Annotated in this window: 17 protein-coding genes; 10 read left to right on the top strand and 7 right to left on the bottom strand. The window is 66.8% G+C overall.

The features are described from left to right. The first annotated feature begins 81 nt into the window (after positions 1 to 81). From NN2_RS21875 to mhpA (NN2_RS21865), 3 genes are read left to right on the top strand one after another with little or no spacing between them, the layout of a single operon-like run. Positions 82 to 942 carry an alpha/beta fold hydrolase gene (locus NN2_RS21875; protein ID WP_063015770.1) on the top strand — a complete coding sequence of 287 codons (861 nt, stop codon included), beginning with the start codon at positions 82 to 84 and terminating at the stop codon, positions 940 to 942. Further along, complete coding sequence (locus tag NN2_RS21870) at positions 939 to 1,967, top strand: VOC family protein (RefSeq protein WP_063015739.1); 1,029 nt, start codon at positions 939 to 941, stop codon at positions 1,965 to 1,967. The genes NN2_RS21875 and NN2_RS21870 overlap by 4 nt, the downstream gene beginning before the upstream one ends. Further along, a complete protein-coding gene (gene mhpA / locus NN2_RS21865) occupies positions 1,964 to 3,727 on the top strand; it encodes a bifunctional 3-(3-hydroxy-phenyl)propionate/3-hydroxycinnamic acid hydroxylase MhpA (RefSeq protein ID WP_082857169.1) in 1,764 nt (587 codons plus the stop codon). The genes NN2_RS21870 and mhpA (NN2_RS21865) overlap by 4 nt, the downstream gene beginning before the upstream one ends. Here mhpA (NN2_RS21865) and NN2_RS21860 read toward each other — a convergent pair. Beyond that, positions 3,707 to 4,378 carry a TetR/AcrR family transcriptional regulator gene (locus tag NN2_RS21860; protein WP_063015738.1) on the bottom strand — a complete coding sequence of 224 codons (672 nt, stop codon included), beginning with the start codon at positions 4,376 to 4,378 and terminating at the stop codon, positions 3,707 to 3,709. The genes mhpA (NN2_RS21865) and NN2_RS21860 overlap by 21 nt on opposite strands. A gap of 135 nt (positions 4,379 to 4,513) precedes the next feature. Between NN2_RS21860 and NN2_RS21855 the strand changes: the two genes are divergently transcribed. The 4 genes from NN2_RS21855 (at position 4,514) to mhpA (NN2_RS21840) (ending at position 10,092) form a co-directional block, all read left to right on the top strand. Then, entirely contained in the window at positions 4,514 to 5,647 is a 1,134-nt protein-coding gene (locus tag NN2_RS21855; RefSeq protein ID WP_063015769.1) for a VOC family protein, read from the top strand. Beyond that, entirely contained in the window at positions 5,644 to 6,582 is a 939-nt protein-coding gene (locus NN2_RS21850) for a fumarylacetoacetate hydrolase family protein (protein ID WP_063015737.1), read from the top strand. Before NN2_RS21855 ends, NN2_RS21850 begins: the two co-directional genes overlap by 4 nt. After that, positions 6,579 to 8,495 (top strand): acyl-CoA synthetase, encoded by a 1,917-nt coding sequence (locus NN2_RS21845; RefSeq protein ID WP_063015736.1) that lies wholly within the window; start codon positions 6,579 to 6,581, stop codon positions 8,493 to 8,495. Before NN2_RS21850 ends, NN2_RS21845 begins: the two co-directional genes overlap by 4 nt. Before the next feature lie 73 nt (positions 8,496 to 8,568). Beyond that, on the top strand, positions 8,569 to 10,092 hold the full coding sequence (gene mhpA / locus NN2_RS21840; RefSeq protein WP_063015735.1) for a bifunctional 3-(3-hydroxy-phenyl)propionate/3-hydroxycinnamic acid hydroxylase MhpA: 1,524 nt from the start codon (positions 8,569 to 8,571) through the stop codon (positions 10,090 to 10,092). Between the two features lie 24 nt (positions 10,093 to 10,116). Here mhpA (NN2_RS21840) and NN2_RS21835 read toward each other — a convergent pair whose 3' ends face one another. Then, positions 10,117 to 10,755 carry a TetR/AcrR family transcriptional regulator gene (locus tag NN2_RS21835; protein ID WP_063015768.1) on the bottom strand — a complete coding sequence of 213 codons (639 nt, stop codon included), beginning with the start codon at positions 10,753 to 10,755 and terminating at the stop codon, positions 10,117 to 10,119. A 106-nt stretch (positions 10,756 to 10,861) separates the two neighbouring features. Beyond that, a complete protein-coding gene (locus NN2_RS21830) occupies positions 10,862 to 11,857 on the bottom strand; it encodes an alpha/beta fold hydrolase (RefSeq protein WP_082857177.1) in 996 nt (331 codons plus the stop codon). Between the two features lie 338 nt (positions 11,858 to 12,195). Between NN2_RS21830 and NN2_RS21825 the strand changes: the two genes are divergently transcribed. Together NN2_RS21825 and NN2_RS21820 are read left to right on the top strand one after the other, a co-directional pair. Further along, positions 12,196 to 13,437: a cytochrome P450 gene (locus tag NN2_RS21825; protein ID WP_063015734.1), complete on the top strand. Its 1,242-nt coding sequence runs from the start codon at positions 12,196 to 12,198 to the stop codon at positions 13,435 to 13,437. 73 nt (positions 13,438 to 13,510) lie between these two features. Then, entirely contained in the window at positions 13,511 to 14,056 is a 546-nt protein-coding gene (locus NN2_RS21820) for a dihydrofolate reductase family protein (protein WP_197516709.1), read from the top strand. Positions 14,057 to 14,078: 22 nt separating this feature from the next. Here NN2_RS21820 and NN2_RS21815 read toward each other — a convergent pair whose 3' ends face one another. From NN2_RS21815 to NN2_RS21800, 4 genes are all read right to left on the bottom strand, one after another. After that, positions 14,079 to 15,365 carry a sensor domain-containing diguanylate cyclase gene (locus tag NN2_RS21815; RefSeq protein WP_063015733.1) on the bottom strand — a complete coding sequence of 429 codons (1,287 nt, stop codon included), beginning with the start codon at positions 15,363 to 15,365 and terminating at the stop codon, positions 14,079 to 14,081. Positions 15,366 to 15,500: 135 nt separating this feature from the next. Continuing rightward, positions 15,501 to 16,589 carry a terpene synthase family protein gene (locus NN2_RS21810; RefSeq protein WP_082857176.1) on the bottom strand — a complete coding sequence of 363 codons (1,089 nt, stop codon included), beginning with the start codon at positions 16,587 to 16,589 and terminating at the stop codon, positions 15,501 to 15,503. Positions 16,590 to 16,756: 167 nt separating this feature from the next. Then, on the bottom strand, positions 16,757 to 17,704 hold the full coding sequence (locus NN2_RS21805; RefSeq protein ID WP_063015732.1) for a DUF1214 domain-containing protein: 948 nt from the start codon (positions 17,702 to 17,704) through the stop codon (positions 16,757 to 16,759). Positions 17,705 to 17,936: 232 nt separating this feature from the next. Further along, positions 17,937 to 18,851, bottom strand: coding sequence for an MBL fold metallo-hydrolase (locus NN2_RS21800; RefSeq protein ID WP_063015731.1), 915 nt, complete (start codon positions 18,849 to 18,851; stop codon positions 17,937 to 17,939). Positions 18,852 to 18,953: 102 nt separating this feature from the next. Here NN2_RS21800 and NN2_RS21795 point away from each other — a divergent pair, with 102 nt between their 5' ends. Beyond that, a complete protein-coding gene (locus NN2_RS21795) occupies positions 18,954 to 19,883 on the top strand; it encodes an AraC family transcriptional regulator (RefSeq protein WP_063015730.1) in 930 nt (309 codons plus the stop codon). Positions 19,884 to 19,966: the final 83 nt, after the last annotated feature.

The following is a 19,966-nucleotide window of genomic DNA, read 5'->3' as shown; positions in this document are numbered from 1 at the left end:
TTCATCAGAAAAGCTTGACGCGGCCGTGCTCCACAGTTGATGATTTCATCAACAAAGAGGTGTGGAGGTGTCGTGACTAGCATCGACGAGGGCGTCGGAACCGGGCGGACCGTGCGGGTCGGCGATCGGGAGATCTTCTTCAGTGAGGTCGGATCCGGCCCGGCTGTGGTTCTGTTGCACGGTGGTGGCGCCGGCGCGACCGGGTTGTCGAATTACTCCCGCAACATCGACGCGCTGGCGCGAAAGTTTCGTGTGATCGTGCCGGACATGCCGGGCTACGGCCGGTCGTCCAAGCGGGTGAACCAGTCCGATCCGTTCGGTGACCTCGCCGGGGCGATCGGCCGGCTGCTGGACGAACTGAGCATCGCGTCCGCGCACCTGGTCGGCAATTCCTACGGTGGCGCGGCAGCCTTGCGGCTGGCGATGGATCGGCCCGAGAAGGTCGACAGGCTGATCCTGATGGGGCCCGGTGGCGTGGGCACCACGCGGGCCCTGCCCACGGCGGGGCTGCGGGAATTGTTGAGCTATTACACCGGCTCCGGACCCAGCCGGGAGAAGCTCTCGACGTTCATTCGCGAGTATCTGGTCTACGACGGCAGTGCGGTGCCGGACGAGCTCATCGAGGCCCGCTACCGGGCCAGCCTCGACCCGGAAGTGATAGCGGACCCGCCGCTGCGCCGGCCCTCGGGACCGCTGGCGTTGCGCACGCTGTGGAGAATGGACTTCACGCGTGACTCGCGCCTGCGCAAGGTCGCTCATCCGACGCTGGTCGTGTGGGGGGCCGACGACAAGGTCAATCGGCCCGCCGGTGGGCGCATGCTGGCCGACGCCATGCCCGACTGTGATCTGTACCTGGCGGCGAATGCCGGCCACTGGGTGCAGTGGGAACGTGCGGACCTGTTCAACACCCTGGCCACCGCCTTTCTCGAGGCGGACCGATGAGCGAGTTCCTCCGCCCGCGCACCGATGCTTCGGTGTTCGGTGCGGTGCACCTGGGATACGTTGTCGTGCAATCGAATCGGCTGACCGACTGGCGGCGCTTCGGGGTCGATGCGATCGGGTTGCACGTCGACGATCTCGACAGCGATACCGTGCGGTTTCGCCTCGACGATCGCTCCTGCCGGTTCCTGATCCGCCGGGGCTCGGCCGAGGACGTCATCGCGTTGGGCTGGCAGGTCGACGATCATGAAACCTTCGACCGCATCGTCGCGCGGGTCACCGAGCGCGGGATCCCGGTCATCGAGGCGACACCCGAGGACGCGGTACTGCGAGGGGTAGAGCGGTTGTGGCGCTTCGCCGGCCCGAAAGGCATCGCCCAGGAAATCTTCACGACACCGGTCACCACCCCGGAGCCGCTGCGAATGATCAGCTCCGGCTGGGTGACGGGTGAGGCCGGACTCGGGCACGTGGCGATGATCTCGCGCGAACCGGAGGCGATGCGCGGCTACTACCAGACCGTCTTCGATTCCCGGTTGTCGGACTACATCGACGAGACCGTGTCCGGGCTGAAGATGAAGATCCGATTCCTGCGGGTCAACGAGCGACACCACTCGATCGCCATCGCCGACGTGCGCGGTGTGAAGCTCGATCCGATTCGAACCTCGGTGCAGCACATCAACATTCAATCCGCGACGCTGGACGATATGCTCGCCGCTTTCGGGCGGGTCACCGCGCTCGGGTTCCGGATGCAATGGTCGGTCGGTCAGCACACCAACGACAGGGAGTTGTCGTTCTACTGCGTGACCCCCTCCGGTTTCGAGCTGGAGGTCGGCTGGAACCCGATCGTGGTCGGCCCGGAACTCGAATCCACCTGGGAGCCGAGGACCTATCAGGGCATCAGCATCTGGGGCCACACCCCGGTGGGAGAGACCGTCCTGGGCAAATTCGCCCAGTTCCGGCAGGCGCTGCAGACGATCGGAACTCCGGAGATCACCGTTCCCGAGCTCGCAGAAGGATTGTCACGATGAGTACCACCGACTACGACGTCGTGGTCGTCGGCCTGGGCCCGACCGGCCTGACCCTGGCCAATCTGCTCGGCCGTCGCGGGATCAGCGTGCTGGTGCTCGAACGCGAACCGGAATTCTACGGCTTGGCCCGAGCGGTCTACACCGACGACGAATGTATGCGGATCTTCCAAACCGCCGGTACCGCAGACGAACTCGCCGCGGATATGAACACCGACTCCGCCGTCCAATGGGTGCGCCGCGACGGACGTGTGCTGGTGCAGTTCAAACAGGTCCAGCGCCCGCTGGGCTGGCCGGTGGTCAACTTCCTGTACCAGCCCTATCTGGAGAACGGTCTCGAACGCGCCCTCGGCAGATACCCGCATGTGACGGTGCGCCGGGGCCGTGAGGTTGTCGATGTCGACCAGGGCCCCGACGGTGTCGTCGTCGAGCACGTCGGATGCGGTGGCACCGGCTACGGTCAGCGCGAATCGGAAACCGATCCGAGCACTACCGAGCGAGTGCGGGCCGAGTTCCTGATCGGCTGCGACGGCGGGCGCAGTGTCGTGCGCACGAAGCTCGGAATCGACATGACCGGCACCAGTTTTCCGGAACGGTGGCTGGTGGTGGACCTGAAGGCGAAAGACAGAGTGGACGCCTTCCGGCACCTGCCGTACTTCGATTTCGTGTGTGACCCCGATCTGCCGATCGTGTCGTGTCCCCAACCGGACGGACATCACCGATTCGAGTTCATGCTCACCGAATCGCAGACGAAACAGGAGATGGAGGACCCGGAAACAGTCCGCCGGCATATCGCCCGTTTCGTGCACCCGGACGAGGTCGAGGTGCTGCGCAAGCTCGTCTACACGTTCAACGCCGTGGTCGCCGATCGCTGGCGCGTCGGGCGCATCCTGCTCGCCGGCGACGCCGCGCATATGACACCGCAGTTCGTCGGGCAGGGTATGGGCTCGGGCGTGCGCGATGCGGACAATCTGTCCTGGAAGCTCACCGCGATCCTGAAACACGGTGCCGGCCAGGACATTCTGAACAGCTACGAAACCGAACGCCGTCCGCACGCCGAGGCGATGATCGACTTCTCGGTCTTCAACAAATCGCTGGTGTCGGTCGACAACCCACTGATCGCGGCGGCCCGCGACATCGCGATGAAGGCCTCGTTGCGCACTCCCGGCCTCGGTGGCTGGATCCGCGCCGCCAAGATGAAGCCGCGTCCGCGGTTCCGCCGCGACGCATACCTCGGACTGCCCCGCCGGCGATTCGGGTGGCGCGGCGTGGAAGGGGCGTTGTCCCCGCAACCGGAGGTCCGCACCTACGACGGCCGTCACCAGCGTCTCGACGATGTACTCGGCCTGGGTTTCTCGGTGCTCGGTTACGGCGTCGACCCCCGTGCCGTGCTCGATGCGGACGATGTGGCCGCGTTGCAAGCGCTGGGAACACGATTCGTCACCGTCTATCCCTTCGGCGGGCGGCCCCAGGGTGCCCCTGGCGACGGGCGCACGACGGGTGACGACCATGCCGATGTCGAAGACCACACCGGCGCGTTGATCCGATGGTTCGCCAGGGCCGGCGTCGGTTCCGCCGGGATAGTGCTGCTCCGTCCGGACCGCTTCGTCTTCGGCACCGCGCCGGCCGGGCACGGAGGCGAATTGGTCGCCGAACTCACCGGGCAGCTCGACGTCGACGTCAGGCGATCACCTGTTTCCGCTGTCTCCCTTGCCCATTCGACGTCTGCTGCGAGCGGCAGGCTAGGCGAGGCCGGCCGCTGACGTATCGCGCGGGGACGTATCGAGCGACGGCAGCGGACGCTGGACTATCTCGCGGGCGTCCTCGCGCGAGAGGCCCAACATGTGCAGCAGATCTTCGGTCACCGAATCGGTGGCCTCGCCGTCGTCGCGGTCGGGTTGGTCGTGCAGCAGTCGCCCGAGGCAGATCGTGGCGCCCGCGACGATCGTCATGGCCAGTTCCGGATCCCGCACGTCGAATCGGCCTGCCTCGACCGCGGATTCGATATCGCGGCGAGCGCGGGGAGCCAGCCCCTTCGTCGAGCCGGCCAGCTCGAGCCCGTTGTTGATCAGAACCTTGCTCAGGGTCGGATTGCGCCGGTGCATACGGCCCGTCAGCCGAAAGCTCTGAGCGAACACCTGCGCCGGGTCGTCGAGGTCTTCGCAGAGCAGGTCGAGCAGTGCGCCGTGCCGGTCGAGCGCCTCCTCGACCGCTGCCCGGAACAGTTCCTCCCGGCTCTGGAAATGGTTGTAGAACGAGCCCATGCCGACGTCGGCGGCTTGGGTGATCTCGACGATCGGGACGTTCATTTTTCCGTCCGCCAGCAGCGATTGCGCGGCCGTCACGAGCGCGGCGCGGGTGCGTGCCTTGCGGCGCTCGAGCCGGTTCGGCCGGGCTCCGGTCTGTGCGGTCATCGCTGCATCACCTCTTCTCGCCTCCGTGCCCGTCATAGTAGCCGCTCTTGTCAATACTGACGAAATTCTCATCAACTCTTGACTGTGGATATCTTCGTGAGTGACGATATCGTCAGTTACGGGAAGGAGCGGCCGATGAGCGGCCATCACGATGTGCACAGCGGCCTGCACAGCGAGCACGGCGCGTTGCCGGGTGAACACCCCGGGCGTTCGCGCAACCCGGTCGTCAAGGTGCTCGACCTCGCGTGGCTCGAGTTCGACAAGCCCGATCTCGACAAGGCGGAGACCTTCGCTCACGCTTTCGGCTTCACGACCGCGATGCGGACGCCCGATCAGCTGCACCTGCGGGGCACGGACCCGGGCGCACCGTGTGTCCTGATCCGGCGCGGCGCCCGATCCCGATTCGTCGGCCCGGCCTTCCGTGCCGCCGATTCCGCAGACCTGCTGCGCCTGTCCGAGGCGCGCGGCGCTCGGATCGTGCCGCTGGCGGAGTCACTCGGGGGAGCGGCCGTCGATCTTGCCGATCCGGGCGGGCTCCGGGTGCGGGTCGTCGCCGGCGCGCATGAACTCGATGCTCTCGCCCCGCAGCAACCGCACCTGCTGAACACGGGGCACGACATCGTGCGGGTCAACGCCACCCAGCGACCGGCCAGAGTGCCGGCGCGGGTGCAGCGGCTGGGACACGTCGTCGTGCAAACCACGAGATACCGGGAGACCCTCGACTGGTACCTGGACAATCTCGGACTGATCGTCAGCGACTTCCTCTACTACCCCGGCCAGCGGGAGCGCGGGCCGGTCATGAGTTTCATCCGTTGCGATCGAGCGGGCACTCCGGCCGACCATCACACGCTCGCGCTGACCCTGGGCCCGTCGAACCGGTACGTGCATTCGGCGTATCAGGTGGCGGACCTCGACGCTCTCGCCGCGGGTGGCGAGTATCTGCGCGAGCAGGGTTATCGCCGATCCTGGGGCATCGGCCGGCATATCCAGGGCAGTCAGATCTTCGACTATTGGCGTGACCCCGACGGGTTCATGGTCGAACACTTCAGCGACGGAGACATGTTCGATGCCACCGTCGAGCCGGGCTGGGCTCCGATGAGCGCGTCGGGTTTGGCCCAGTGGGGGCCGCCCGCGACGAAGGACTTCCTCGGCATCAAGCCGGGAGCCGAGTCGTTGCGTGAGGCACGCGCGATCGTCGCCGCGCTGCGCGAGGACAACGAATTCGATTTCCGCCGCCTGCGCGGCCTGTTGAAAGTAGCCAACTCATGACAATCTCCGTACTGCGCACCGTCGACGGCTGGTGGGTGCGCACACCAGCGGGCGTCGCCCGGATCGACACCGCCGCGACCACCACCCGGGAGCTGCTGGCGGATCGAGGCGCCGTCCTCGCGGCATCCGGAAGCTCCGATACCGTTGCGGTGGAGACCCTTTCGCTGATATCTCCGGTGACCGCGCCGTGCCGCGTGGTCGCGCAGATGACGAACTTCGCCTCCCACGTGAAGGATTCCGGCGGTGACCCCGAGACCGTGCCGCTGACGTTCTTCCGCAAGGCATCGGGTTCGATCAGTGGCCCGTACGACGATGTGATCCGGCCCGCCCATGTGTCCCTGCTGGATTACGAGGTGGAGATCGGGCTCGTCTTCGGCCGGGAGATGCCGGTCGGCTCGGAGGTCACCGCCGAGAATCTCGCCGACTACGTCGCGGGGCTGGTCGTCACCAATGACGTCTCCGCTCGCGACGTCCAGTTGCCGAAAACGCAGTTCTACGAGGCGAAGTCGTACCCGACCTTCACCCCGGTCGGGCCGGCGCTGGTGCTGCTGGACGCCGACGAGCTGAAGCGGTTCACCGACCTCCGGCTGCGGCTGTGGGTCAACGGCGGACTACGGCAGGACATGACGGTTGCCGACATGATCTACCGGCCGGTCGACGCGCTGCGGGAACTGACCCGCTTCCAGCGGATGGACCCCGGTGACCTGCTGCTGACCGGAACGCCGGTCGGCACCGCGATCAGTGCCCCGCCCAGGCCGGTGGAGATCATCGGCTCCCTGCTGCCGCCGAAGGTGAAGTGGAAGCTGTTCTTCTCCCGCCAGGCCCGGAATCCGAAGTATCTGCGGGACGGCGACGTGGTGGAGGCCGCGATCGGCACCGACGACGGCGTGCTCGACCTCGGCCGCCAGCGCACGGTCGTGAGGTACGCCCGATGACCGACACCGCGTCCCTGGTCGGCGCGTCCGAGGAACTGTTGTGGCCGCGCTACGAGAGCCCGGCAGACCTCGAGACGATCGAGTCGATTCCACTCGAGGCGCGTGGCTTGCCGGAATCGACGTACGCGCTGCTCGTCCGCGCCGCGACGCGATGGCCGCAGCGACGGGCACTCACTGTGCTGCCCGATGCGTCTCGCTGGCGAGAACCTTTGCAGCGCAGTTACTCCGAGCTGCTCGCCGACGTCCATCGCTACGCGAATCTGCTGCACGAGCTGGGTGTGGGCCGCTCCGATGCGGTCGCGCTCATCGCCCCGAACTGTGCCGAGCTGATTCCGGCGACGTTGGCCGCACAGCTGGCGGGCATCGCCGCTCCCATCAACGGAGGGCTGTCCGGCGATCACATCGCGGAACTGTTGCGCCGTTCCGGCGCCAGGACACTGATCGCCGCGGGTCCGGAGCTGGCGCCCGATACCTGGGACACCGCGCGTGAGCTGGCCGAGCGAGGTCTGCTGGACGCGCTGCTCGTCATGCGTCCGACGGCTACCGGGCAGCCTCGGCCGGCACTGCCGGTCATCGACGGCGTCGTGGTCGGCTACCTCGAGCTGCTTGCCGCAGAACAGGTTTCGACCGAATTCGCCGGGCAGCCGCCTACGGGATCGGATCTGGCGGCGCTGTTCCATACCGGCGGAACGACCGGTGTGCCGAAGCTGGCCGCTCATCGTCATTCCGGTGAGGTCGCCAACGCGTGGATGATCGCCGCCAACTCGCTGCTCGACGACGAAGCGGTGGGGTTCGCGGCACTGCCGTTGTTTCACGTCAACGCGCTCGTCGTCACCTTGCTCGCGCCGCTGTTCCGCGGCCAGTCGGTCGTGTGGGCGGGTCCGCTGGGATACCGCGATCTCGCCCTGTACGCGGAGTTCTGGAACATCGTGGCGCACTACCGGATTGCGGCGATGAGCGCCGTGCCGACCGTCTACGCGGTGCTGGCCCGGTGCCCGGTCCAGGCGGATATCTCCAGCTTGCGTTACGCGATGGTCGGAGCCTCGCCGCTGCCGGCGGCAGTGCGCGAGGATTTTCAGAAACATACCGGCGTGACCCTCGTCGAAGGTTACGGCCTCACCGAGGCCACGTGCGCTACCGCGCGCAGCTTTCCGGACGTTCCCCGACCCGGCGCGGTCGGCCAGCGCATGCCCTACCAGCGCGTCGCGGTCGTCCGCGCGGCCGACAACGGGGCGTGGGAAGACCTGCCTGCCGGGGAAATCGGCGTGCTGGTCGTCGATGGACCCACTGTCTTCGCGGGCTATGTCACCGGCCGTACCGACGCCGGCCACCGCCTCGACGGACTCGGCACGGTGATCGACGGCTGGCTGAACACCGGCGACCTGGCGCATATCGACGCCGAGGGCTTCATCCATTTGCACGGTCGCGCAAAGGATCTCATCATTCGCGGCGGTCACAATATCGATCCCGCGACCATCGAGGACGTCCTGCTGTCCCACCCCCGGGTCGGCGCGGCGGGAGCCGTCGGCCGCCCGGACGTGCACTCCGGTGAGGTGCCGGTCGCCTACGTCGCGCTTACCGGGGACGCGAACGTCACCGAGGACGAGCTGGTGCGCTGGGCCGCCGAGCGTATGCACGAACGCGCGGCCGTACCGAAGACCGTGACCATCCTCGACGCGCTGCCGGTCACCGACGTCGGCAAACCGTACAAGTTGGGCCTGCGCGCCGATGCGACACGGCGCGAACTGGTCGACGCGCTGGCGAATGCGGCCGGTGTTGCCGACATCGTCGCGGCGGTCGAGGACGGCGCCGTCGTCGCGACGGTGGTGCTCGACTCCACCGCCGACCGCGCCGCGATCGAAGCTGTTCTGGCCCGCTACGCCGTCACCTGGAGAGTGGAGAGGCGTCGATGACGATCGGACCCACCGCGTTCGGCCGCGGTCCCGCTGCCATCGCGACTGTCGCCACGGTGCGGGGTGTGTTGTCGTGACCTCGCCGGTGGTACAGGTCGTGATCGTCGGCGCGGGCCCGACCGGGTTGACGGCGGCCACGCTGCTCGCCCAGTACGGGATCGAATCGCTGGTACTCGAGCGGTGGGAGGGTGTCTACCCGCAGCCGCGCGCTGTCCACCTCGACGGCGAAATCCGCCGGATCCTCGAACGACTGGGTGTCGGTGCGGAATTCGACGCCGTCTCCCGTCCGGCGCTGGGTTTGCGATTGGCGGATCCGGATCACCGCGTGCTGGCACAGTTCGATCGGGATACGACGGGCGGTCGCAACGGACATCCGGAGGCGAACCTGTTCGACCAACCGGAGTTGGAAGCGATTCTTCGTCGCAACCTGGCTCGGTACCCGCAGGTGACAATGCGCGGCAATGCGGACGTCACCTCCGTAGTCCGGGAGAACGACTGCGTGCGCGTGGAATTCACCGATCGATCGGGCGGGCGGACCGAGGCCGTACGAGCGGAATATGTCTTGGGCTGCGACGGGGCGAACAGCCTGGTGCGCAATCGAATCGGCGGACATATGCGAGACCTGCGATTCCAGCAGCGATGGCTTGTGGTCGATATCGCCGCCACGACCGAGCTGCAGCACTGGGAAGGTGTCCACCAAGTCTGCGATCCCGATCGCGCGGCTACCTATATGCGCATCGGGAAGACGCGGTACCGATGGGAATTTCGGCTGCATCCGGGTGAAAACGCCGACGATTACCGGGATTCGGCTGCCCTCCGTCCGCTCCTGGGCCCGTGGCTCGGCGAGACCGAGTACGAGCGGATGGAAGTGGTGCGCGTCGCCGAATACACCTTCCGCGCGCAACTCGCGGATCGGTGGCGACAGGGGCGCGTGTTCCTGCTCGGGGATGCGGCCCATTTGACCCCGCCGTTCATCGGGCAGGGGATGGGCGCGGGTATCCGCGATGCCGCGAACCTCGGTTGGAAGCTGGCCGGAGTGCTGCGCGCCGAGTTGCCCGCCGCTGTGCTCGACACCTACGAAAGGGAAAGGAAACCCCACGCGCGCAAGATGATTCGGCTGGCGAAGCTCACCGGGCTGACCATGACCGAAGGCGGCGAACTGGGCAACCGGTTGCGTGGCCTGATCGCGCCGTACCTGCAGCACATCCCGGGATTCGCCCGGATGGTCACCAGCGGTGAATCCCCACCACTGCGCGACTCCTCACCGGTGACGGCGAGGTGGATACACGGTCTTCTCGCCGGTCGTTTGATTCCGAACGATCGAATGCCGGACGGGCAGTGCGTCGACGACGTCATCGGCGGCCGATACGCCGTCATCACCCTGGAAGATCCGACGGCATGGGACCGCGCTGTGGTCCGCCGACGCGGCGGTGTCATCGTGTGCCCGGCACCGAACTCGGAGCTGTCTCGGTGGATGCGCCGCGGTCACGCGTCGACGCTTGTCGTGCGGCCCGACGGCACCGTGCAGGACGGTCGCGGCAGCTTGTCCGCGCTGTGTGCCTCGCTTCCGGACTTCGCGCCGAGCGTTCGGCGGTGATGCGCCGGCGTCGGCCGGCGGTGTTCAGAGCTGGGGCTGTGGTGGCAGTGGGCTGGTGGCGAGCTTGTGCGCCGATCGCTTGTTCATGCCGAACATGCGCAAGACGTGGAACGCCATGTCGTCGGTCCGCGTCTCGACGTCGGCGCCGGGTTGCGCGTCGAGCAGTTGCAGGAGACCCAGTAGGGCCCCACCCGCGGCCATCACCGCCATATCCGGGTCCATCGGGTCGAAGCGGCCCGCCTCCTGCGCGGCGATGATGTCGTGACGGGCGCGTGGGGCCAGACCTTCTTCGCGCAGCAATACCGCCATCCCGGAGTTCAGGATCACCCGGACCATCTCGGGCACCTGCCGCTGCAAACGTCCGGTCATGCGGAAACTCACCGCGAACACTTCTGCCGGGTCGTCGTAGAGCGCGACGATGGCGTCGCGCATCTCGCTGTAGACCTGCAACGCCGAGCGCACCGCCGCGTCGAAGAGTTGATCCTTCGACTCGAAATGGTTGTAGAAGGAGCCGAATCCGACGTCGGCGGCGTCGGTGATCTCCTGAATGCTCACCGCGGTTCGCCCCTCGGACAGGAACTTCCGGGCAGCACCGAGTAGGGCGTTGCGGGTGCGCTCGCGGCGCCGATCGACACGGTTGCGCGTGACGGATTCGGTGGTCATCAGGCCCTCCTGCGTCGGAATCGTCACCGAAATCATATCTGAGGAAAACATCAGACCGGTGCTGCCCGAAGCTCTAGGGCGGCGTGCCCTTCGCCGGTGTCGATCGCTACTGTGCCGTCGGCCGGGTGTCGGGCTCGAAGCCGGAATCCGGTTCCCGGACGACGTTGGTGATGATTTCCCCGAAGGCGTGCGGGTCGTCGAGGAGCCAGCCGTGCCCGCCGGGCACGGTGATCGTGCGGGGGTCGCCCAGGGCGGTCCGCAGCGACATCGACGTGGATTCCGGGATGATCGTGTCTCGCTTGCTCCACACCACGAAGACGGGCAGTCGGCGCTCGGCGAGTTCGTTGAGCTCGGAGGTGAGGTTGGCGGTCCGGGCCAGGTGCGCGACTTCCCACACCGCTGTCGGGTTCCGCAGGACGTTGGGCACCGCGTCACGCATGATCACCGGCAGGACCCGGGTCAGTTGGCGACCGGGCAGCAGGTCTGCCGGCAAGTGCAGGCCCCAGTCCCACAGCGGACGTTCACGGAGTGCGCGTGCCACCCCGCGACCGTCGGTCCATGCCGAGCCGCCGATGGAGTTCACGAGCACGAGCCGCTCGGCGAGCTCCGGTAGATCGTGCGCGGCCTGGATCGCCACGCCGCCCCCGAAGGAGTGCCCGACCACGGTGACCGGCAGCGGCAGGTCGATCGCCTCGATGAAATCTCCGACCCACCGGGCGTAGCCGGCGAGAGACCGATCCTCGATCGGCAACCCGGCCGTGCCCCCGAAGCCGGGAAGCGCGGGGGCGAAGACATGCACTCCCATTCGAACGAGTTCCTCGAGCGGGCGGGTATAGGCGTATCTCCCCAATCCCCAGCCGTGCAGGAAGAGTACGCGGGGACCGTGTCCGCCGGCCGAATAGCGGGCGATACGGCCCTCGACGACAACCGATCGTGATCGCAGCCGCGCAGAGCGGTGATGTTGTCGTGGCTCTGACCCGGTCGGCGGCGCCGATGCGGCGGGGGCGTCGGCGATTCGATCGAGAGTCGCATCGGCAACCGCCGGGGTGAGAGCATCCTCGGTCGAACGGTCGGGTCGCAGCGGGCCTCGCCAGTGGGGCATCGGAACTCCTGACGTCGTCTCGGCGGCCTCGCCGTCGGTGCTGCGCAACCCGGTCACCCATCGTCGCGGGATGCGGCAAGCCCTCGGACGAAAAAGAAGCCGCGTCGGATCCAGACTCGTCGAGAGCGCTGTTCGGGTGGAAGGGTGCAATGTCCGGCATGGTCGGGCCACTGGTCTACGGCCGGGAGGACTTTCGGCCGCCGGATGCCCCGGATTCCACCGTCGCGGCCGGTTGCCACGACCATCGAGGTCGCTGGAGACGGGTATGAGCGGCCGCTGATTGTGCTTGAATACCTCTAGAACCTGTTTCAGTCAGCGATGACGGCCCGGTGGTTGATATGCGTGCGACGCGTCCCGATATTCCGCGAGATTTCGATGTCACGGATCCGGATATGTGGGCCCGGCGGGTGCCGGTCGAAGAGCTGGCGGAACTGCGCCGTGCGGCTCCGATCTGGTGGAATGCCAAGTCGCCCGGTTCCGACGGTTTTCCGGACGACGGATTCTGGGTCGTGACCAAGCACGCCGACGTCAAGGAGGTGTCGCGGCGCAGCGACGTGTTCTCCAATGCCGAGAACACCGCGCTGCCGCGATACGGCGTCGAACTCACCCCCGAGCGGATGGAGATGCAGCGGCTGGTTCTGCTCAATCAGGATGCGCCGCAACACACCAGGATGCGCAAGCTGATCTCGAAAGGGTTCACGCCGCGGGCGGTCAACGGGCTGCGCGCGGAGTTGTCCGCCCGCGCCGAGGCCATCGTCACCGCGGCCGCCGAGGCGGGCGCGGGTGACTTCGTCACGCAGGTGGCGTGCGAATTGCCGTTGCAGGCGATCGCGGAATTGATCGGCGTGCCGCAGGAGGACCGGATGAAGATCTTCCGGTGGTCCAACGAGATGATCGGCTACGACGACCCCGAGTACGCCGGCGTCGACCCGCTGGCCGCCTCCGCCGAACTCCTGGCCTACGCCTGGCAGATGGCCGAGGCGCGAAAGTCGCAGCCGGCCGACGACATCGTGACCGAACTGGTCCACGCCGACGTCGACGGGGAAGCGCTGACCTCCGAGGAGTTCGGCTTCTTCGTCATCCTCCTGGCCGTCGCGGGCAACGAGACCACCCGTAACGCGATCACGCACGGCATGATCGCGTTTCTCGAAAACCCGGATCAATGGGAGCTTTTCAAGTCGCAGCGGCCCAAGACCACCGTCGACGAGATCGTCCGCTGGGCGACGCCGGTGAGTACGTTCCAGCGCACCGCGCTGGAGGACACCGAACTCGGTGGCGTACCGATCCGGAAGGGTCAGCGGGTCCTGATCGTCTACCGATCCGCGAATTTCGACGAAGAGGTTTTCGACGCTCCGTTCACCTTCGACATCACTCGTGATCCCAACCCGCACTTGGCATTCGGCGGTACGGGCGCGCACTTCTGCATCGGCGCCAACCTGGCCCGACTGGAGATCGACCTGATCTTCAACGCCGTCGCCGACCACCTTCCCGACATTCGCAAACTGGGGGACCCACGCCGATTGCGGTCGGGCTGGTTGAACGGGATCAAGGAATTCCAGGTGCGCTACCGGGGCGAGTGAGGACCGTCTCCACCACCGCGAACCGTCGATGATTTTCGGCCGCGGGCATCGTCTCTTCTGCGTACTCGACAGAATGGATGAATCGATGCAGATCCTGGCTCGCCTGTGTATGAGCGCCGACGGCTATGTGACGACTCCGGACGGTTGGCCGCCTCAGGTCGTCGATCCGGTGCACGGTCCGGGCAGCCACGGCATCGCCGAATTCCTGCGTACCTGCGAGGCCGCCCTGATGGGCCGTACCACCTTCGAACCGGCGCTGACCGCCGATCGCTGGCCGTGGCCGGATCTGGAGGTCTTCGTCCTGGGTTCGCATCGGCCCGAGGGCACGCCCGACGATGTGATCGTCGACGACGATCCGGTCCGGTTGCTGGAGAAGGTGCGTGCGGCCAATCGCGGCGGTGATGTCCATCTCATCGGTGGGCCCGGCACGATCGAGACCTATCGCGCTCTCGGCGTTCTCGACAAACTCGAACTCGTTATCCTGCCGTTCTTCGTGGGCAGCGGCATGCGCCTGACCGATTCGCTGAATCCGCAGACCGATCTGGCATTCGAGAGTTCGCGGCCGTTGGACGGTGGCGGTGTGGAGATCGTCTATCGAGTGTTGCCTACCCGCGCATAGCGGCCGTCGAACCCGGTGCGCCTCAAGCGTTTCCGCATCGGGCGGAGCTGTCGTCGGCACCCTCGGCCGCATGGACGGTGTGCAGGATCCAGTTGCCGCGGGCGCCGGATTTGGCGTCGTACAGCGAGGTATCGGCCGCGTCGAGCAGCCATTCCGGGTCCTTGCCGGCGACCGGTGTGACGACGGCTCCGATGCTGGCGGAGATGTGGAGCCGGTGGCCGCCGACGATGAGAGGATGCGAGAGGGCGCCGCGCAGGCGGTCCGCGACCGCCGCGACTCTGCGGGTGTCGGCCGGGGGCGGGATGAGGGTGACGAATTCGTCGCCGCCGATTCGCGCGACCAGGCATCCGTCGTCTTGCAGGCTGTCGTGCAGGCGCCGGGCGACGGTGGCCAGCACCTGGTCGCCGACGCCGTGACCGTATCGGTCGTTGACCTCTTTGAAGTGGTCCAGGTCGGTGAAGCACAGTCCCATCAGATCGTCCTCGCCGGCCGCGGAGATCACCGATTTGAGGGTGTCGAGGAGATGGCGGCGGTTGGGCAGCTCGGTGAGCGCGTCGTGGCGCGCCTGATAGTGGAGCTGCTCCTGCAGTTGGTGGCGTTCGGTGACGTCTTCGCCGATGGCGAGCAGATAGTCAGGCCCGAAGGCGCTCCGGACATAGGTGATCGCGAATGTGGCCCATCCGGTGCTGCCGTCCGCGCGCTGCAGGCGCCGTTCGATCTTCGCCGTGCCCGCCCTGGCCGGCACGAGGTCGTCGTAGACCATCGCGCGGATCGCGGCCTGATCGTCGGGGTGGGCGAAGTCGTAGACGCTGATGCCGCGCAGCGACTCGACCGGTACCCCGATCATGTCGGCCAGATGGGGATTGGCTTCCAGCAGAACACCATTCGTGTCGCCGATCGCGATGGCGATGGACGCGTGGTCGAACACGAGCCGGAACCGGCGCTGGCCTTCCTCGACATCGTCGGCCCGGATCGCTTCGGCGAGGAAGTGGTGGCCGTGGCCGAACGCGACGAGCAGGGCGGCCACACGCGGGCCGGTCTCGGGGTGATCGCTGAATTCGGTGAGTCGGTGCAATACCGGCGCGGATACGACCGGCACGGCGGGATCGGTGAGCCGGGCACCCGCCAGCGCCGCTCCCGCTCGGGAGCCGGCGGCCGCGTCGAAGGTCTCCGCGGTGAGACTGGCGTGGAGTTCTTCCAGAAGATCGCGCAGAAACGAAATTTCTACGGTGGCGTAGGAAGGGTGAGCGGTAATCGTCGCCAGCGCGCGCTCCCATTGCTGGGCGAGTGCCGTGCTCAGATCGTCCACTCCAACTCCCCATGTCCGATGCGCTTCTGCTGCTACTTCGGTGCCCGGCGAAACTTCCCCCGGCTGGTACTGCTGATCGTGACGCTGCAGACAAAGGTACTGCATGCCCGATTCGTCACGTCATCGGTGGACTGCTCACCGGTGGTGAGCCTCGGCGAATATCGACCGGCCCTTGTAGCGGGAGGTGGCGCATTGCCACACCCAGCTCGCCTGGACGCATTGATCGAGGTCGTCGGCGTAGGCGGTGACGGCGGCGGCCAGTGGTGGGCTGAGTGCGGGGCAGCGGTCGAGCAGATCCTGCCGTAGCCCGCGGAAGTCGGTGAATCGCTCGCGCACGATCTGCGCGGCGCCGAGCACGGCGTCGGCCAGCGTCGCGCCGGGCGTATTGAGCAGCAGAATCGAGATGAGGTTGAAATCCGAGCGGTCCACGATGACCTCCTTCTCGAAGGAGAAGACATCGTTCATCAGCGCTCCGACTTCGGCGGTGAGACGTTCCAGCGTGCGCAGATCCTCGGCGAGGCCCGCGGCCGCGAGCCGGTCCCAGGGCAGGGTGGTGTCGCGCGCGAACTCGCACAGCTGGATCGCGGGGTACATCCCCGAGACCTCGTTACGCAGGGCGATGTAGTCGTCGACGCTGAGCAGGTCACCGCGTGCGCCGACATTCTGATCGCGGATCGCCGAGCGCAAATGGTCGATCGTCGATGCGCGGAATCGCTCCAGCCACACCGGCTCGGCTTGATCGGTGAGGGTCGTCAAGAATTCGACGGTCGCCTCGACAATGGGCGTGGAGTTGTCCGGCCGGATCCGGCCGGACTCGAATAATCGACACAGCCGGTCGACCTCGAGTTGTGCCTGCGCTCGCTCGGCCTCGGACAGGTGGCTGAACTTCTCGCGGCCCACGGTGTCGTTGAGCGCGAACAGGATTGCGTTGTAGATACCGATCGTCGTCATCCGCGCGAGGCTGATCGTGCGTGGATGCAGGTAGGGCGTCATCGAGTTGTAGGCGGCACCACCCCTTTCCAGCCAGATCCGGTGCCTGCGGCAGAAGGCCTCGACCTCCGCGCAGGCTCGGGCGCCGAACCGGTTGGGTCTGAAACTGCTGCAATATTGCGCGATATCGCAGTCGTCTGTACTGAACAGAGCGCGCAGTGACCATCGATCCTCATGGAGAAGTTCCTGGTACTGGGCGTGCATTGCGGCGATATCCGATGCGATCTGGGGCATGTACTGCACAAACGTCTCCCAATCCGTGAGCGGCATCCGCCGGCTCGAAACTGTCGCCGGCAGTTGGTGATACCGGGTACCAGTATTTCACCGGGGCAGCTGTGGGGAGTGGGTATGCGAAGCGAACGCATTTCGGAAACCGGCACGAACCGCCGGTCGTGGAGCGGTCACTCGCGCGCCGGCACCAGCTCCGGCAGCGCCCATGCGCCGGTGAGGATCTCGGGGCGGGGCCGGTACAACCGGACCACGACGTTCCAGCCCTCGGGGGTGGGGATCGCGTTGGGAACGCTGTCGGGGAAGTCGCCGAACCGGACCGTGACCGATCCGTCCGCGTTCGGCACTCCGGTGATGTTGTTGACGCTGTAGCTGTTTCGCGGATTCTTCTCGAAATAGCCGGCCGCGTTGTAGACCGAGACCGACCAGAACCCGTCGACGGGCACCTCGCGCAGGGTGAACTCGTAGTTGCCGGGCGGCAGGTCGGGAGCCACGCCGACGTAGGAGGCTTCCTCGCTGGGCAGCCCGCCCCAGCCGGCCGCCGTACCGATCAGATGACGCACCGGGTCGACCTGATCGCGGCGGCCGAACGTCGCGTCGAAACCGTTCATGCCCGCGGCCAGGGTCAGCAGCGCCGTGCGGGTGGCGTCCAGCCCGGCGGTGTCGTAGTGGGGTGGGACGAACTCGCGCGCCGAGCCGGCGGTGAGCGAGAGTCCGTCTTGCAGGGCCGCAACCGCCGCGAGGTCCTCGGCGGAATTCGGGTCGGCGAGGATCCGTACCGCCACCAGGGCATAGTCGGTGCCGCAGTCGTCGGACCGCAGTTCATAGGACCCGGCATCGTGAAAGACCTTTTCGACGTAGTGGTCCTCGCTGACCACCATGGCCGACAGGTATCGGTCGCCGTGTTCGGGCAGCGTCACGGTCGCGCCCGCGGCGAGGTCGACGACGGCGAAGCTGTAGAGGGTGTCGCGGTTGAGGCGGATCACGGTCTGACGATCGATCGAGGCCGGTTCCCGATTGTGCAGAAAGGTGTTGATCCCGCCGGCGTCGCGCTGCAGATCGGCGAACATCCGATCCGTCTCGGCCCGCACGAAATTGTCGACATTGACATGCACCGCCATCGCTGTACTCCTCACTGTTGCCGACAAGCCCGATACGGTCCCTATTGTGGTCCACGCGGTCCGTTCCGGGCCGCTTCGCGCATCTTGACCCGAGTCGTGTCTCGAAACGATGGGCACCGCGCCGGGCCGGTGACGGCGCTGGTCATCGTGCTGCCTACTGCACGTACGGCCCTGCGTGGCCCGCGGCGTCCAACGGGCCGGGTCGGCGATGCGGGGGTCGGGGTTGCCGATGTCAGCGTGGTGCCGCTGCGGCCACGGCCCATTCGCCGAGTGTGAAATGTGTTCCCCTGCGGCGTATTTCGACTGCTCCTGGCCCGGCGAGGTGGGCGGGGATCACCAATTGCCGTCGGTCGGCGGCGCGTTCGAGAATTCGGCGCCGGGTGGTGGCGGCCCGGTGTGGGTCGAGGCACAGGCAGCTGCTGTGCGAGGGTTCGAGCAGTTGCAGTGGGCTGTGGACCATATCGCCGACGAAGACGGCGCGGTCGGTGCCGGAGTTCACCTGCAATACCGCGGAACCCGGGGTGTGGCCGGGTGCGGATTCCAGGATCAGGTTCTCGTCGATCCGGTAGCTGTCGTCCCAGAGGACTGCCTGACCGGCACGGTGGATCGGTGCGACGCTGTCGTCGTAGAGCAGCCGGTCGTCGGGGCGGCGCCCGCCTGCGTAGCCGCCGTCGGGCCCGAAGTAGGCGTCGTCGGCGGCCGGAATCAGGTATCGCGCGTTGGGAAATGTCGGCACCCATTGCCCGTCGACGTCATGAGTGTTCCAGCCGACGTGATCGCCGTGCAGATGAGTGTTGATCACGAGATCCACATCGTCCGGGTGCACCCCAGCACGAGCCAGACGGTCGAGGAAATCACCGTGACGGTGGTGGAACAACGCGCGGGCGGGCCGTTCGCGCCCGTTGCCGACGCCGGTGTCGATCAGGATCGTGCGCCCGGCGCTGCGCACTACCCAGGTTTGGATTGCCGCGACCGCCAACTCGGTAGCGGGATCCCAATGATCGGGTGCGAGCCAGTCCTCGTTGTCGCGCCAGGTCCGATCGGTCGTGTCCGGCAACAGGTCGGGGCCTGGCATCAGGGTGCCGTGCCATTCGATCACGCGGAAGATTTCGACATCACCCAGCACGATGCTCTGCGAACTTTCCATACTCGCGACGGTATGGACCGCAACCGAGCCGATCAATGCCCAGGATGCTCACTTGAATACGCAAACGGATCAACCGTGAGCGGCTCTCCGTAGGATTGCTCTGTGGATGTGCTGAGCGATGCGATCGCGGCCGTGCGACTGGGGCAGCCGTCGTCGAGCCGGCTGTTCACCCGCGAGCGCGACTGGTGCACCCGGCTCGCGCCCTACTCCGGCGCCGGCTTCCACATCGTGTTGCGGGGGAGCTGCCGATTGCTTCCCGACCAGGGCGATCCGGTGACCCTCGGCACCGGCGACGCGGTTCTGCTGCCCCACGGGACCGGGCATCTGCTCGCCGACCGGGCCACCGACACCCCGGCTACGACACGGGCGATCCCGTTCGAGCAATGGCGGGCCGCGCAGCCGAATGAAACAGACTCGGGCGCAGGCGGTTTCGAGGTGTTGTGCGGCACATATCGGCTCGACCGCCGAGGGCAGCATCCCCTCGTCGCGGAGTTGCCGACCGTCATCCACCTTCCGGATCGCATCGGCGATCATCGCGAACTGCGCGCCGTCATCGACCTGCTCGCATTGGAAGCCGACAAGCGCAGCCCCGGTTCCTGCATCGCCGTTCCGAGCCTGCTCGATCTGCTGCTGGTCTACATGATCCGCGCGTGGATGAGAGACAACGATGCCGGTCTCTGGTCGGCCGCGCTCACCGACCCGGTCACCGCCACCGCCCTGCGGGCACTGCACTCCGCACCGGCCGCGCCCTGGACCACCGACAGCCTCGCCGCGGAAACCGGAGTCTCGCGCGCCACTCTGACCCGCCGATTCGCCGGCCTCGTCGGCCGGCCGCCGATGGGATATCTGACCTGGTGGCGCCTGACGCGAGCCGCCGCACTGCTGCGCGACACCACCGACCCCTTGCCCACCATCGCCGAACAGGTCGGATACGCCAACCCCTACGCCTTCTCCCACGCGTTCAAGAAGCAATTCGGCACATCCCCCGGCCGCTACCGCAACGACCGCGAACCTTCCGCTGTCGACCGGTGAGCGTCGCCCCGGTCCCTTCTATCACCGAGGAGAGCGAGCGAGCCCTGATAAGTGACGAATGATGCAGTCCTGCTGCTGAATTC

The organism is Nocardia nova NBRC 15556 (assembly GCF_001613005.1).
Classification (GTDB): domain Bacteria; phylum Actinomycetota; class Actinomycetes; order Mycobacteriales; family Mycobacteriaceae; genus Nocardia; species Nocardia nova.
The sequence above is the reverse complement of the archived record's forward strand: the minus strand, read 5'-3'. Positions and strand labels throughout refer to the sequence as shown.

What these genes read in the sequence shown, in the direction of transcription:
- NN2_RS21870 (WP_063015739.1), top strand. Translation starts at nt 939, where the DNA reads ATGAGCGAGTTCCTCCGCCCGCGCACCGATGCTTCGGTGTTCGGTGCG.
- mhpA (WP_082857169.1), top strand. Translation starts at nt 1,964, where the DNA reads ATGAGTACCACCGACTACGACGTCGTGGTCGTCGGCCTGGGCCCGACC.
- NN2_RS21860 (WP_063015738.1), bottom strand. Translation starts at nt 4,378, where the DNA reads ATGACCGCACAGACCGGAGCCCGGCCGAACCGGCTCGAGCGCCGCAAG.
- NN2_RS21855 (WP_063015769.1), top strand. Translation starts at nt 4,514, where the DNA reads ATGAGCGGCCATCACGATGTGCACAGCGGCCTGCACAGCGAGCACGGC.
- NN2_RS21850 (WP_063015737.1), top strand. Translation starts at nt 5,644, where the DNA reads ATGACAATCTCCGTACTGCGCACCGTCGACGGCTGGTGGGTGCGCACA.
- NN2_RS21845 (WP_063015736.1), top strand. Translation starts at nt 6,579, where the DNA reads ATGACCGACACCGCGTCCCTGGTCGGCGCGTCCGAGGAACTGTTGTGG.
- NN2_RS21835 (WP_063015768.1), bottom strand. Translation starts at nt 10,755, where the DNA reads ATGACCACCGAATCCGTCACGCGCAACCGTGTCGATCGGCGCCGCGAG.
- NN2_RS21830 (WP_082857177.1), bottom strand. Translation starts at nt 11,857, where the DNA reads ATGCCCCACTGGCGAGGCCCGCTGCGACCCGACCGTTCGACCGAGGAT.
- NN2_RS21825 (WP_063015734.1), top strand. Translation starts at nt 12,196, where the DNA reads ATGCGTGCGACGCGTCCCGATATTCCGCGAGATTTCGATGTCACGGAT.
- NN2_RS21820 (WP_197516709.1), top strand. Translation starts at nt 13,511, where the DNA reads ATGGATGAATCGATGCAGATCCTGGCTCGCCTGTGTATGAGCGCCGAC.
- NN2_RS21810 (WP_082857176.1), bottom strand. Translation starts at nt 16,589, where the DNA reads ATGCCCCAGATCGCATCGGATATCGCCGCAATGCACGCCCAGTACCAG.
- NN2_RS21805 (WP_063015732.1), bottom strand. Translation starts at nt 17,704, where the DNA reads ATGGCGGTGCATGTCAATGTCGACAATTTCGTGCGGGCCGAGACGGAT.
- NN2_RS21800 (WP_063015731.1), bottom strand. Translation starts at nt 18,851, where the DNA reads ATGGAAAGTTCGCAGAGCATCGTGCTGGGTGATGTCGAAATCTTCCGC.